Raw genomic sequence first — 14,204 nt, forward strand, 5'->3', positions numbered from 1 at the left:
GTGCATTTGTAGATGTCATAGCCAAGCTGTTGTCGGAGTTGGATGGAACAGACATTATTCAATGGCAGTGACCTGCCGGAAAAAGGGAGCGTGCAATGACGATGATCAAGCTCGGAGTCAACTCGGTATTGTTTAAGGAGTTCGATTTTGCCACGGCGGTGCGGCATATTGCGCTAAGCGGTTATGACGGCGTAGAAATTTCAGCGATTCAAGGCATGTGCGAGCATTTGGATTTAACGCGCTGGAAGGAGCAGGCTGCTGAGCTCCGCTCCATTGTTCAGGACCAGGGCATAAGCTTCCTGTCCATGGAGTTCGGCAGTGTAAAAGACGAGCAGCGTCTGCTATCTGCTTTCGAGGCGGCGGCGGAGATCGGCATTCCGATCGTGAACATAGGCCCGGGCGGTAAAACGGGGGTAGAAGAAGATGTGCAGCGTTCCATCGATCAGCTGAACCGGATGTCCGAGAAAGCTGCCTCATTTGGCGTCACGCTGTGCGTGAAGGCTCATGTCGGGCAAGCGATACATGACACGCCGACGACACTTCGTGCGATGTCCGAGGTCACTTCGCCCGCATTCGGCATCGACATGGACCCGAGCCATATTTACCGGGCGAATGAGAACCCGGAGGCTGCGCTGCCTGCCGTTATCAGCCGGGTGAAGCATGTGCACATCCGCGACTGCAAAGGTAGGGAGCAGGGACCGGGACCTATCGAGCTGCAGGCCTGCGGACGCGGCGATATCAATCTGTTCGCCTATTGCAAGGCGATGGCGGATCACAGCTACGACGGTCCCGTCGTGCTTGAAGTGATCGGGGCCAAGCCGGAGCATTCCCTTGCCCAAATTTCCATAATAGCGGCAGAAACCTACGGCTACTTGAACGCCTGCCTGAAGCAGCTGAATGCCCGATAGTCAAAAGGCAACTCATCGTCCTATTTCATAGATGCATAAGGAGAGTGAACGGGCATGTCCTCGTCGAATAAAAAGCCGAATCTGATTCTTTTCGGGATAGACAGTTTGCGAAGAGACCGCATGAGCTCCTACGGATACCCTAAGCTGACCACGCCCCATTTGGATAAGCTGGCAGCCGAGGGGGTGTTGTTTGAGCAGCATTTCAGTCCGAGCATACCGACCACGCCTGCTTATGCGGCGATGCTGACGGGCAAGGACTGCTTCGGCACGGATGTAGTGGCCTTGAGGCACAAAGGGCCGGTGGGCGCCAAGACATTAGCGGAGGTGCTGGGTGAGCAGGGCTACAATACGACCTGCATCGGCTTTACGGGCAACCCTTCCTCCCGCGGGTTTGCCCATTATTTGGAATACGAAGCCTGGCTTCCGGACGAAACGGGAAGATGCCCGAAGGCGGCCAACCTGAATGCAGTGGCCATTCCCGAGCTGCAGCGGCTGGCACAGGAGGATGAACCGTTCTTTCTGTTTCTGCGGCATATGGACCCGCATTCGCCTTATTTGCCGCCGCAGCCGTATGAGCGGATCTTTTACGGAGGCGACGAACGCGACCCCTCCAACCGTTCGATGGAGCCGGTATACGATTTCAAGCCCTTCGCGGACTTTCTGAAGTCCTGGATTCCCGAGGGGGTTACCGATCAGGAATATGTGAACGCTCAGTATGACGGAGCCGTCGCCTATATGGACGCCTGCATTCAAAATATTATTCAAAAAGTAGAAGCCCTCGGCTTGACAGAGGAGACATTAATTGTCGTCACCTCGGATCATGGAGAGACGCTGTATGAGCATGAATGCTACTTTGATCATCATGGGCTTTACGATTGTACGCTGATCGTGCCGCTCATTATTAAGTTTCCGGGCAAAGTGCCTTCAGGCAAAAGGGTGCCGGATGTCTCCGTCATCCAGGATATTATGCCGACCATCCTGGAGCTGTTGGGCGTGGAGGAGCAGCTTGAGCCCGGTGGCCGCAGCCTGCTGCCCTTCATAAACGGGACCCCGGAGCGGCGGATAAGCGAGCTGTACCTGACCGAATGCACATGGATGCGCAAGCACGGGTGGCGCACTCCGCATTGGAAGCTGATCCGTGCGCTGGAGCCGGATTTTCATTTTAAGCCTGAGGTCGAGCTGTACAATCTGATGGAGGATCCGCTCGAGAACCATAACGTTGCGGATCAGGAACCGGAGGTAGTCAAGCTGCTTACCGCCAGAATGGAAGCACATATCCGCCGCCGTGAAGAGGAAACGGGCCGCACGAACCCGATGTACACGAATCTGGGCTGGCATGGCAAAGGCGACCTGCCGTTCGCTTCATCACAGGAAGCGTACGATACGCTGCATATCGGCAGCTCGCTTACGGCCCGTTCGCTGCAGGCGAACAAGGCGAAGTAGTCTATCTTGAACCATTCACGATTCGTCTCTCGTGAATCGAAATGCTGACCGCACCGCCCCTAAGCGTGGTGCGGTCTTCTCTGCAGCCGCACCCTAGCGGGTGCACTCAGCTGCCAGCACAGCGTTCCCGGTTGGTTTTCCCGGCGAACAGGAAACCTAAAATCTAAGGAGGGCTCCGATGATTCGAATAGCTGTCGTCGGCGTGAACAACATCGGCAAAATTCATTGCCGTTATTATGACCAGCACCCGGATACCGAGCTCGTCGCGGTATGCGACCTGCTGGAAGAGCGGGTCAAGGAAGCTGCAGCGACATATGGAGTGAAAGCTTATGCCGATCTCAGACAGCTGCTGGACCGCGAGCAGATCGATATGGTTTGCGTAGCGACAGGGGGGGATGAAAAGGGAAGCCACCACTATGAGCCTGTAATGGCCGCTATTGAAGCAGGTGTGGATGTGCTTGTGGAGAAGCCGATCTCGAACCGCATCGCAGAAGCGAGAGCGATGGTGAAAGCGGCCGCAGATCGAAATGTCCGTTTCGGCTGTAATTTGAATCACCGGTTTACCCCGGCGGCGGCCAAAGGTAAGGAATGGATCGAACGCAGCCTGCTCGGCACGCCGTTGTTTATCAACATGAGGCTGACGATTGACAACAAGGCGGATTCCACAGAGTGGTTCCACATGCGCGCGCTGCATCCGCATTCCATCGATGTGATGCGGTATTTTTTTGGGGATGTGAAGCGGGTTCAGGCCTTTATGAATAAAGCGCCGGGACGGACGACCTGGTCTACGGCCAGTGTGAATCTGGAGTTTGCGAATGGTGCGGTGGGTCATTTGACAGGCAGCTACGATATGTCGATGCTGCACCCGATCGAATGGTGCGAGGCGGCCGGGACGGAAGGCCGGTTTGTGATCGAGAACGTATATGAGAGCATTACCTTGTTTCCCCGCCACAGCAGTGAAAGGCTCGTCATGCAAAATTCCATGATGCGGGGGATGCAGAGCTTCAACGACACCTTCGGCAACCGGATTCACCGTTTTATTGAACAAATCAAACAGCAAGCCCATCCGGAAGCAATCGAAGGCTCAGGCCGTGAAGCTCTTGCCGCACAGGAGGTCATTGAGGCCGCTATCCGTTCACACCAAACGGGAGGCAGTGTGGTTGAGGTTCCAAGATCAGGCTGAGGAGGTGTTCAGTTTGACAAAGCCCGCACCGCGTGCACCGTCGGCTGGGCCGCTACTCTCACTGCGCGTGCACCGTCGGCTGTCGAAGCAGCTCCAGGCGTATTTGTTTTTGGCGCCGATTTTGCTTTCGATCGGTTTGTTCAAATACACGCCGTTCGTTCAGGCGATCACCCAATCGTTCTATGAATGGAACGGGGCGAATATCCATCGCTTCATCGGGCTGCACAACTATGAGACTTTGTTTCGTGACGCAGCCTTTTATACTTCGATGAAAAATATTAGTCTGTTCACGGGAAGCTTCGTGCTCATTCAGCTGACCTTTCCGCTTTTGGCTGCAATTGGTATATTTCATTTGAAGCAAGCCCGGGCGCAGGCTTTTTTCAAATTCGGGTTCGTCATCCCGATGGTCGTTCCGCACCTGATTATTTTCCTGCTCTGGAAGTGGATTTATGTCGGTGACGGGCTGCTGGACCGGCTGCTTCAGGCAGTGGGCTTGGAGCATCTGATTCACGCTTGGCTCGGTGAGAGCGGCACTGCGTTAGGGGCCATTGTGTTTATCAGCTTCCCATGGATTTCAGGTATCTATTTCCTGATATATTTGGCCGGATTGGTCTCGATCCCCCAAGAACTGCTGGAGGTTGGACATATAGATGGCATGAACGGGTGGCAGCGCATCCGGTTTATCGAGCTTCCCTTGCTCCGCAATCAGCTGCGCCTGGTCCTGATCCTCGCGTTCATTCAACAATTTCAAAGCTTCGAGAACGTACTGGTGCTGACGAACGGGGGCCCTGGCTATTCCACGCTGACGCCCGCATTGTATTTGTACAAGAAAGGATTCGAATCCAACGAATTGGGCTATGCGTCGGCAATCGGCGTGGTGGTATTTGCCATACTGCTGCTGTGCACCCTTGCCGCGAACCGATTGTTGAAGACGGCGGAACGCGTCGAATAGGGGAGGGGATGGACGATGAGAAGAGGGAGATGGACCCCGGGCTCAGTGATGAATTATTCGGTTCTGTCATTGTTATTGCTCTTGACCTTGGTTCCGTTGTTATATGCTGCTGATGATGTCACTGAAATACCGCGATCAGGTGATTCATCATTTCTGGACACCTTCGGTTCCCCTGCATTTCTCGAATTACGCGCAAGCGTTCCTGCAGCTGTGGCCGTTTCTGTGGAACTCGATCCTGATTACGTCCGGCATTATCTTATGTGTACTTATCAATTCGACACTGGCGGGTTACGCGTTCGCCCGGTTCACCTTTTGGGGAAAAAGTGTTCTCTACTATCTCATCATCATGCTGATGATGGTTCCTGCATTTCTTATCCTGATTCCGCAGTTTATTTTGTTCAAGGAGCTGGGTCTTATCAACACCTATTGGGCGCAAATATGCGGTCCGATGGCCGGCGCTTCGGCGATGGCGACGATGCTGATCCGCACCTTCTTCGAGGGCTTGTCCGAAAGCCTGCTGCAAGCGGCTGAAGTGGAAGGAGCGGGCGAGCTGCGGATTTATTGGCAAATCGCACTGCCTTTGTCGGTTCCCATCGTATCTACGGTTGCTGTCATGAACGCGCTGCTGGGCTGGAACAACTATGTATGGCCGCTCGTTGTAACCTCCGGGGACCAAGTGAAGCCGATCATTCTGGCGCTCGGCAGTGTTCACGGCTCGCTGGATCAAGTGCAGGGACTCCAATTTGCGGGGTATGTCCTGGCTTCGGTTCCCTTGCTGCTGCTGTTCCTGTTCGCAACGAAATCGTTCGAATCCGGTATTACGGCAGGAGCCGTCAAGGGGTAGTCTGATTTTGCGCACGTAGAAAGGGGGATGAACATGTACGATGGGACAAAGTGGGCGCTGCCGCTAATCGCCGTCATTTCCGCTGCCCTGCTGTTGAACGGCTGTACACAGGACTCCGTGCCGTCAAGCGGGAACAATGCCGGGAACAGCGGCGGCAGCGGGAAGGCAATCGAGTTAAAGGTGATGGTCATGCTGGAGAGCGACGGGGATGAGGCGGAACGGAAATCGTGGGAAAGCATTGCCAGCACGTATATGGAAGCGCACCCGGGAGTCAGGCTGAATTTGCAAATGCAGCATTTTGCCGGGGTGGAGCAGCATCGTACCTGGGTGACGACCCAATTGATCGGGAATACGGCGCCGGATATTTTTACCACACGGTATATTTGGGATCAGGAGGATTTGAAAAAAGGACTGCTTGTTGATCTTACGCCGTATTACAAGCAAAAAAACGCCTATTCCGGGGACCAGCCCTGGGAAAAGCTGTTTTCCCAAACGATTCTGCAGCAGCTGATGGGTGATGATAAGACCTATGCCAGCATTCCAAATTATGTAAATTCAGTCCGTGTATTGTACAATAAGGATTTGTTTGCCCAAGCGGGCATTACGGAAGTGCCCAAGACCTGGAATCAATTTATGGAGGCACAGGAGAAGCTGCTGAGGCTGAACGTCGTGCCGTTTGCTTTTCCAAACTCCAAACCGGGCGACTACAACTACAATTGGACGGTACGTATTTTAACCGAGGAGCTGCTGGCCGGCTCTTATCCGCTGCTTGATGTCGATCAGAGCGGGTTTATTGAAGTCAATGAATATGTCCGGGGGGTGGATCAGGGCATTATCGATATTGAAAAAGCACCGTTCAAGGATGTATTCGCGCTGGTGAAAAACTGGAGCAAGTATTGGCCCAAAGGGTATAACGGGCTCGATTTCGAAACGGCTGGAGATTTGTTTCTGCGCGGCAAAGCGGCAATGGTCATGAGAACCTCGGCGCAGAGCAAAGCCATGTACGAGACCTCCGCACGGAAATTCGAAATGGCAGCATTTCCCTTGCCTTATTTGACAAAGGAAAATCACCCGGATGCCGCCGGAAAGCTGATGGAAATCGGTGGCGTCCCGGCAGGAAATATGGCCATACCGAAAACGATACCGCCTGAAAAAATGGAAGCTGCGGTCGATTTCCTTGCCTACACGACCTCGCCGAAGGTTCAAGGCATGCTCGCAGAAAGCTTATACCGCACGCCTGTCGTTGAGAACGCTGTTCTTCCAGAGAAGCTGAAGGGCTTCCAGTTTGCAGGAGAACGGATGCAGCTCAATATCTATGCGGGTGAGGTCGACAAGAATGTGACTGAGAACAACCAGAAGCTGGGGCAGCTTTATCTCGAGGGGACCAAATCGCAGGAGCAATATTTGGCCGAGTTAAAGAAAATCATGATGGATGGCGTGAAGAAGAAAATGAGCGACAATCAATGGTCCAAAGATAACAATTATGGGATCCGCAAGCCATGAAGACGCCGAATATTGTAATCATCATGCTGGATCAGCTTCGGTATGACTGCATTGGAGCAAGCGGAGTATATCCCGTGAAGACACCGAACATCGACCGTTTAGCCTCCGAAGGTCTTCGGTTTACGAATGCTTTCACACCGATCCCGATTTGCTGTCCGTCCCGGCAGGCGTTCATTAACGGGCGCAGACCGGAAACGTTCGGAGCACTGTGGAATTTCAAGAATGGCCTGCCCATTCCGGCTCTGGAGCCAACGGAATACGCTTGGCCCCGGGAATTGAGCAAGCTTTCGTACCGTAAAGTGCTGCTTGGTAAATGGGATGTGCATCCAGAAAGGTCTCCGCTTGAGTATGGTTACGATACGCATGTGGGGCTCGGGGCTTATAAGGAGCTGCTGGCCCGTCATTATCCGGATGTTGCGTTCAAGGCCGGTTATCCAGGAGAGCGGAATCCGATTCCGCTTGAGCATGCCGGGACGCACTGGCTGGCCGAACAAGCGTGCCGTTCCATTCGAGAGCTTGCACAAGGGGATGCGCCCTGGGTTGTCCAGCTTCATTTTCCGGAGCCGCATCTGCCCTGCCGCCCCTCCGCTCCATTCGCGGATATGTACAGCCCGGAAGAAATACCGGTGTGGGGCGGCTTCGGCGAGACATTTGCCGGCAAGCCCTACATCCAACGGCAGCAGCTGCAAAGCTGGCAGGTGGAGGGGTACACATGGGAAGATTGGGCTCCAATCGTCGCACGTTACTATGCGGTTATCAGTCAGACGGATGACGCGATTGGAATGGTACTGCAGGCATTGGAGGAAACCGGCGCTGCGAATCAAACGATGGTTATATTCACCTCCGATCACGGCGATATGTGCGGCTCCCATCGGATGATGGATAAGCATTATGTGATGTATGATGATGTCGTGAAGGTACCGCTGATCGTGAAATACCCTGAAGGGATGAAGGAAGGGCAACGGGGCACGACCTGTGATGCTTTCGTCTATAACATGCTGGATTTGCCGCCAATGCTGTTAGAGCTGCTGGATCTGCCGGTGCCATCGTTCTTTCCAGGACAATCTTTAATGCCGTTAATCAAAGGGGAACCCAGAGCAGAAGCAGACTGGCGGAAGGAAGTTGTTTCAACCTACAACGGACAGCAGTTCGGATTGTACACGCAGCGCATGCTTCGCACGGATCAATGGAAATATATATGGAATACAACGGATGTAGATGAGCTGTATGACTTGAAGCAGGATCCATACGAGCTGACCAATCGGATTACAGACCCCGCCTGCCAGCCGCTGATTCGTGAGTACCGGCGTTTGTTATACGAACGGTTGGTTTCGGAAGGCGATGGACTGGTCAACAGTGAATGGATGCGCAATCAACTGCTGCATAATGCGATTATCAATGAATCAACCTAGCTGCTTCGATTCAAATTATTCATTAATGAAATTAAATATCAATGAAGTAAATTGATGAACAGGCAATGAAAGCCTATACGCGTAAATGGAAAGGATTGTCGGCATGATTTAGCTTCATCGTAGAGCGACCTTCTGATAGGGATTGTGAGGCTATGACCTCATGAACAAACCTATCAACCGGAGGCGCTCGTTTTTGTTTAACGCCAATTTCAGCGCTGGGTAGGGGAATGGCCAACCTTCAAGGGGGCCGCCCTTCATTGAGGGTTAGGAGCATAAGGATTAAACTTGCACCCGACTTTATAATATGACACACAGTTGTCCAATTATATCGGATATACTAACTGTGAGATTGCGGACAAACGCAGTGAGCTATTGAAGGAGTGAAACAGAGTGGAGAATATTCAATCAAAAGTGGTTATTATCACAGGGGCATCAAGCGGCATCGGGCAAGCGACGGCGCTGCTGCTGGGAAAATACGGAGCCAAGGTTGTGCTGGCAGCGAGAAGGGAAGAGCGGCTGAAGTCGATTGCCGAACAGATACAACGCAGCGGCGGCAGCGCCGTTTACGCCAAAACTGACGTCGCATCGGCAGCAGATATGCAGAAGCTTGCCGATTATGCATTACAGCAATATGGACAAATCGATGTTTTGATCAATAATGCCGGCATCATGCCGCTGTCTTTTCTTTACGAATTGAAGATTGAGGAATGGGATAAAATGGTGGACGTCAATATTAAGGGTGTCCTGTACGGAATAGCAGCAGTGCTGCCAACGATGAGAGAGCGGAAGTCAGGACATATCATTACCGTGTCTTCAGTCTCCGGTTATCGAGTAGACCCCACCGCTGCAGTGTACAGCGGAACTAAGTTTGCCGTCAGAGCCATCTCCGAGGGACTTCGTCAGGAAGAAGGGCCAGCCTCCGGCATTCGCACGACGATCGTTTCTCCGGGAGTAACGTCTACGGAATTGACAAAATCCATCAGCAATGAAGAAATTAAGGGCTGGGTGGACCAAATGAGCCACTTCGCCATTTCGCCGGATAGCATCGCCAGAGCGATTGCGTTTGCGATGAACGAACCCGCGGATACGAGCGTCAATGAAATGATTGTCCGGCCTACAATACAGCCGTCCTAACGGTATACCATAGCACCGGGTGATACGATGATTAGGACAGTTGAATGTGCGTTGGATTGTTTACTCGGTTGAGGGGGGGAAACGGATGTCGGTTGGACGGCTTTTTGAAATCCTGTATATGCTCTTGAATAAAAAAACGATCACAGCCGGTGAACTGGCAGAGCGTTTCGAGGTATCAACCCGAACAATTTACCGGGACATTGATGTGCTGAGCACTGCCGGCATTCCCGTGTATGCCAGCAAAGGCAAGGGAGGCGGCATCTCACTGCTGGAGGGCTATTCCTTTCATGCATCGATGTTAACCGATAGGGAGCAGGATGATGTAATGGCTGCGCTGCAAAGTCTGGCTGCGGCGGATTATCCGGATATTCATGCAGTGCTGCATAAAATGGGAATGTTGTTCAAAAAAGACGGAAGCCAATGGCATGAAGTGGATTTTTCACCATGGGGAGGCTCAGATCATCTTCGCCAACTGTTTCCACAGCTTCGCCAGGCGATTGCCGATTGCCGGCTCATTCAATTCCGTTACTATAACGGCGCGGGTCGGGAGGGCTTCCGAATGGCGGAACCGGTTCAGCTTCTGTTCAAGAGCAAATCGTGGTACTTGGCGGCCCATTGTCTGGCAAGCGATGCCCCCCGTGTTTTCAAAATCAACCGGATGAAGGATGTCGTCGTCACGGACCGCAACTTCGAGCCGAGACCTGCAGTAGCGGCCATTGAGCTGGCGGAAGAACAAGTCGTTCGCGAATCGGTGCGAGTGACGATAAAGTTATCGGCACAAGGGGCTTACAGAGTGTACGACGAATTCGACGACGCGATAATTCAAGTCAATGAAGACGGATCCTACACAGTTTCAGCCGACCTTCCGGATGGAGCCTGGCTGACCGCCTATTTGCTCTCCTTCGGGAGTATGCTAGAGGAGATAGAACCCGAGCGAGTAAGGACCAGCTTGTTGACAGAGCTGGATACGATGAGGTGCAGGCTAGACACAGCCAAGCAGGTCAGCAGCTTTGCTTCTGCTGATAATAAAGAGGAGTCGTGATGAGTGCAGTAAGCGAGGGAATCAGGAGCTGATGCCCTTATTCCACTCGCCCTTTATATTTACCCGTATGCAGCAGATGCACCTTCACTTGTATTTGCTTCAGAGACGCTTCGTCCAGTATAAAGTCTTTATGCTCGTGCAATTCATGCCATTGCTTCGGATAATTCCGGTAGAGCGCTTGATCCAAGCGGTATATGTCCGAGTGGATATCCAGCCCTTTTTTATACGAATACCGGATTTCCTCATTCAAAATTTTGCTAGCACGCTTCTCTAATTCCTTCTCAGGGACGTCTTCAGTCAGTTCATCCACGTAAGCCTCGATTTTGAGAGATACATTGAAGAAGGCTTTCCCATTCTGGAAGAACGTTTCGATCTTCGGCTTGGGGTGCAGCAGCACCAATGCAGCCAGCGCACGCTGCCCCTCCATGATTTGAATAGGGGAGCGTTCCAATTTTTTCTGGAGCCACCGGTATCCTCTGAGATCGCCTTCACTTAGCCATCCGTTCAGATTACCATGACTCAGAAAATAGGCGCCGTCAATCCGCAGCATCGGTTTGGCTTTGGTGTCCTCAGTCCAGCCCTTCGTATCGATGTTGATGGTAGGAAGCATTCCCGGGCTGCCAGGCTCGTTCATGTGTGCGATACATTTAAATCCGTAAATCGGGAGAATGAACGAGCGCTGCGAGAAGATTTGAGACGGACTGTACATCATCGTATCGAGCGGCGAAAAATTCAATAGTGACTTTTGGATGAAAATTTGCTCCAGCGGCAGCTTGGTGCCATAGAGCAGCACATTGTACCGGACCTCGCGGTACCGGTTGACTATATCGTAAGCTTCTTTAATCCGTTCGACATCCTTTAACAAATTTTCAGTGCAAACTATGGCCTTCACATGGCCCCAAAACACGCGGATTTGGGAGGTGGCATAGATGGCATTGAACGACTCCGTAACGGTTTTACCTTCCCCGCGTCCGATCCAGTTCGGAATATTGCGCCCTAATTCAGCACCTTCGGTCTTGGCTACGTTAGAGAAATTCAGCACCTGTACATAACTGATGTATTTACCGTCCTGGTAATCCAGACCAAGTGCCGTCACGTAAGCCATCGTCTGGATGTCTTTGGAGTTCCAGCAGCCCGTCAGCGTGAGGATGAGCAGCGAGCCTGCGATTAGGGTAATGAGCTTCTTCACGGGTTGTCCTCCCCTTGATGATCCTTATCCTGTACGTGAAGAACAGCGGGTCTTTTTCTCATGAGCGACCATGGCGCCCTCAAAAACGATTTCAGCATATCCTTGAAAATGGGAGGGGAAAGCGGCGCAAAATAGGGAACGCCAAAGGATGTAAGCTTGGACATGTAAAAGAGCAGCAAAATCAGGCTGAGGATAAACCCGTACATCCCTAAAATACAGCAGATGAGAAAGATGCCCAGTCGGACTATGCTGACGACAGTGCTTAAGGTTTGGTTTACTAGCGTGGCGCCGGTTACCGCGGTAATAGCACCTACGACGACGACAGAAGGGGATACGAGACCGGAACGAATCGCGGCATCACCGATGACTAATCCTCCGACGACCGTCAAAATTTGACCGATAGAGCTAGGCAGCCGCACACCTGCCTCCCGGAATATTTCAAGCAGAACCAGCAGGATGAACATTTCCATTTGCCCGGAGAAGGGCAGCCCGATCCGCGCGACCGCTACGGTAGCCATGAGCCGAAAAGGGACCTGGTCCTGATGAAAAGCAACGATAGCTACCCAAAAGCCGGGAAGAAGAATCGAAAGCCAAAAGCTGAATAAACGGATAAGTCGGGCAAACGAAATATATTGAAAATTGAAATGGATATCTTCCGGTGATTTCAATATGAGCGAAAACCCGGCGGGACCGATAAGCACGAACGGATTTCCGTCCACCAAAATAACAAAACGGCCAGCCAACAGCGCCGCGACGACAAAATCCGGACGTCCGGTGAAATCCAGCAGCGGAAATAAGGTGTATTTCACGTCCCCGAGCAATTCCTCCAGCTGTGCAACACTGTAGATACCGTCCACATCAATTTTGTTGATGCGTTTACGCACTTCCTCTACAAGCAGCGGGTCTATAATATCCCGGATATACATAAGCCCCGTCTTGGTGCGGGTTCGTCTGCCGAGTATCATTGTCTCATAGCATAAGGTGTTGCTGCGGATTCGTTTGCGGATCAGGGCCACATTGACAGTGATATCCTCAACGAAGCCGTCCTTTGGCCCTTTAATGGAGATTTCGGTGCTGGATTCCTGCGGGACTCTTCTTGGCGGACTGCTGATGTTCAATTTCATTAATAGACCGGGCTGTGTCAGGTACAGCAGCAGATCACCCTGATATACAGAGTCCATGATCTCTTGTGCAGGTGCCTCCCGAGTAAGCGGGACCAGGGGCAAGGTGCCTAAGCAACCCCCTTTATGAAGCCGAGACCACTCACTCTCACAGTACAACTGCTGCAGGCTGGGGAGGATCACGTCACCAAGCTGAGACGTATCGCACAAGCCGTCTGCATAAATAAGCATAATTTCGGAGGATGGCTCCGCATCCAGTAGATTCATCTGGATTTGAACATCTGCCGATTGCTCGAATAGCTGCGTCAGCTTCTCTTTCGTCCAGGGAGCTGACGGATTCGTTTGCTTGGTTGCTGCATTCATGTCAAGCGCTCCTTTGGCTTGCGGGACCGGAATGAAATGAGAGCCCAGACGGCTGAACTCAAAAGCGATACGTAAAGGCTGATCGGGAAATAGACATGGTACGTCCACAGGTAGTACTCATTTTGATTGATAGGCAGCATGGACAGCACAATGTAGCTTAGCGAAACGGAAGAAATGAACAAACTGCGTCCTTTATTGCTGTTGATCGGCAGCACGTCACCCAAGAGAAAGAGCGCGAGGCTTACCCGTACGCAGGCTCCGGATAGCCATTGGAATACGGACAAGAAATCGACATGCTCGATGTAGTCGCCCAATTTGACAAGACGCCATTGCTCGTAGGGAGAAATCATTTGCTTGGCAGCCTCTTGGGGACCGAATTCACTAATGGCACCAATGATCGGACCTAAAGTTATGTATACGATGATTAGTGCCAATATGCCAAGCTTCCAGACGCGGATAGGCGCCTTCAGATGGTGCTGAAGCAGCAGAAGAATCGTGAGCTCAGAGAAGCCGCTGCCTGCATAAACCATGCCGTCAAGGACGGGCTGCCAGCCATGCTCGAGAAACGGTTTCAGCTGCTGATATTCCTTCTGAGGTGTGTTGGAGATCGCAACAAAGTAGCCCAGTACAATAACGGCCGGCAGTAAAATGCCCGAACATATCGTGATGGCGCGCAGCCCGATCTTGGCAGCATAAGCACATACCAAGGTGAGGGCCGTTATCAGAACGATCTTCGGAGTGGCCGGCAAATAATTGGTTACCGTCCAGATCGATGTATGTACAACAGTCATTCCCCCCATAAAATACAGCTGGAGGACGATAGGGGCGACCACCAGCCAGGAAATGAAGGGGTTCGTGCACCGGGCCAGCCAAGGCTGCAATTTGTGCTGCCCGGATTTTTTCATGATGAGAATCAGAACACCGCACCAGGGGATAAAAGCAGCTCCGGTGACAATGACGGATATCCAGGCATCACGCCCGGAAGCGTCAAGAATCATGGGGTTGACAATCACATGACTGGTTAAACCAATGGTCAGCATGAGTACCATACAAAGTTGAATAAAGCCAAGGTTGCTCGATTTGTTCATGTCAGCTTCCTGTCCAATAGCA

The 14,204-nt window shown here is 52.2% G+C and carries 12 protein-coding genes; 9 read left to right on the forward strand and 3 right to left on the reverse strand.

Annotation, left to right across the window (positions count from 1 at the left end; translation table 11 throughout):
• Positions 1-95 precede the first annotated feature (95 nt).
• The 9 genes from CF651_RS23860 (at position 96) to CF651_RS23900 (ending at position 10,421) form a co-directional block, all read left to right on the forward strand.
• Positions 96-908, forward strand: coding sequence for a sugar phosphate isomerase/epimerase family protein (locus CF651_RS23860; protein WP_245856128.1), 813 nt, complete (start codon positions 96-98; stop codon positions 906-908).
• 54 nt (positions 909-962) lie between these two features.
• Positions 963-2,351 (forward strand): sulfatase family protein, encoded by a 1,389-nt coding sequence (locus tag CF651_RS23865; RefSeq protein ID WP_094017396.1) that lies wholly within the window; start codon positions 963-965, stop codon positions 2,349-2,351.
• A 178-nt stretch (positions 2,352-2,529) separates the two neighbouring features.
• A complete protein-coding gene (locus CF651_RS23870; protein WP_094017397.1) occupies positions 2,530-3,534 on the forward strand; it encodes a Gfo/Idh/MocA family protein in 1,005 nt (334 codons plus the stop codon).
• A 13-nt stretch (positions 3,535-3,547) separates the two neighbouring features.
• On the forward strand, positions 3,548-4,486 hold the full coding sequence (locus CF651_RS23875; protein WP_144029099.1) for a carbohydrate ABC transporter permease: 939 nt from the start codon (positions 3,548-3,550) through the stop codon (positions 4,484-4,486).
• 103 nt (positions 4,487-4,589) lie between these two features.
• On the forward strand, positions 4,590-5,330 hold the full coding sequence (locus CF651_RS23880; protein WP_094017399.1) for a carbohydrate ABC transporter permease: 741 nt from the start codon (positions 4,590-4,592) through the stop codon (positions 5,328-5,330).
• 33 nt (positions 5,331-5,363) lie between these two features.
• Complete coding sequence (locus CF651_RS23885) at positions 5,364-6,833, forward strand: ABC transporter substrate-binding protein (RefSeq protein WP_179232963.1); 1,470 nt, start codon at positions 5,364-5,366, stop codon at positions 6,831-6,833.
• Positions 6,830-8,245 carry a sulfatase family protein gene (locus CF651_RS23890; RefSeq protein WP_094017401.1) on the forward strand — a complete coding sequence of 472 codons (1,416 nt, stop codon included), beginning with the start codon at positions 6,830-6,832 and terminating at the stop codon, positions 8,243-8,245. The genes CF651_RS23885 and CF651_RS23890 overlap by 4 nt, the downstream gene beginning before the upstream one ends.
• Before the next feature lie 390 nt (positions 8,246-8,635).
• On the forward strand, positions 8,636-9,379 hold the full coding sequence (locus CF651_RS23895; protein ID WP_094017402.1) for an SDR family oxidoreductase: 744 nt from the start codon (positions 8,636-8,638) through the stop codon (positions 9,377-9,379).
• An 85-nt stretch (positions 9,380-9,464) separates the two neighbouring features.
• Positions 9,465-10,421, forward strand: coding sequence for a helix-turn-helix transcriptional regulator (locus CF651_RS23900; RefSeq protein ID WP_094017403.1), 957 nt, complete (start codon positions 9,465-9,467; stop codon positions 10,419-10,421).
• Between the two features lie 37 nt (positions 10,422-10,458).
• Here CF651_RS23900 and CF651_RS23905 read toward each other — a convergent pair whose 3' ends face one another.
• Genes CF651_RS23905 through CF651_RS23915 form a run of 3 tightly spaced genes read right to left on the reverse strand, consistent with a single transcriptional unit; the run spans position 10,459 to position 14,182 of the window.
• Positions 10,459-11,610: a Ger(x)C family spore germination protein gene (locus tag CF651_RS23905; RefSeq protein WP_094017404.1), complete on the reverse strand. Its 1,152-nt coding sequence runs from the start codon at positions 11,608-11,610 to the stop codon at positions 10,459-10,461.
• Positions 11,607-13,094, reverse strand: coding sequence for a spore germination protein (locus CF651_RS23910; RefSeq protein ID WP_094017405.1), 1,488 nt, complete (start codon positions 13,092-13,094; stop codon positions 11,607-11,609). The genes CF651_RS23905 and CF651_RS23910 overlap by 4 nt, the downstream gene beginning before the upstream one ends.
• Positions 13,091-14,182, reverse strand: coding sequence for a GerAB/ArcD/ProY family transporter (locus CF651_RS23915; RefSeq protein ID WP_094017406.1), 1,092 nt, complete (start codon positions 14,180-14,182; stop codon positions 13,091-13,093). The genes CF651_RS23910 and CF651_RS23915 overlap by 4 nt, the downstream gene beginning before the upstream one ends.
• Positions 14,183-14,204: the final 22 nt, after the last annotated feature.

It is taken from the genome of Paenibacillus rigui, from assembly GCF_002234615.1.
Classification (GTDB): Bacteria; Bacillota; Bacilli; order Paenibacillales; family NBRC-103111; genus Paenibacillus_S; species Paenibacillus_S rigui.

Coding starts and splice junctions, on each gene's coding strand:
- CF651_RS23900 (WP_094017403.1), top strand. CDS start 9,465: ATGTCGGTTGGACGGCTTTTTGAAATCCTGTATATGCTCTTGAATAAA.
- CF651_RS23880 (WP_094017399.1), top strand. CDS start 4,590: ATGCTGCTGATGATGTCACTGAAATACCGCGATCAGGTGATTCATCAT.
- CF651_RS23870 (WP_094017397.1), top strand. CDS start 2,530: ATGATTCGAATAGCTGTCGTCGGCGTGAACAACATCGGCAAAATTCAT.
- CF651_RS23910 (WP_094017405.1), bottom strand. CDS start 13,094: ATGAATGCAGCAACCAAGCAAACGAATCCGTCAGCTCCCTGGACGAAA.
- CF651_RS23915 (WP_094017406.1), bottom strand. CDS start 14,182: ATGAACAAATCGAGCAACCTTGGCTTTATTCAACTTTGTATGGTACTC.
- CF651_RS23860 (WP_245856128.1), top strand. CDS start 96: ATGACGATGATCAAGCTCGGAGTCAACTCGGTATTGTTTAAGGAGTTC.
- CF651_RS23890 (WP_094017401.1), top strand. CDS start 6,830: ATGAAGACGCCGAATATTGTAATCATCATGCTGGATCAGCTTCGGTAT.
- CF651_RS23865 (WP_094017396.1), top strand. CDS start 963: ATGTCCTCGTCGAATAAAAAGCCGAATCTGATTCTTTTCGGGATAGAC.
- CF651_RS23885 (WP_179232963.1), top strand. CDS start 5,364: ATGTACGATGGGACAAAGTGGGCGCTGCCGCTAATCGCCGTCATTTCC.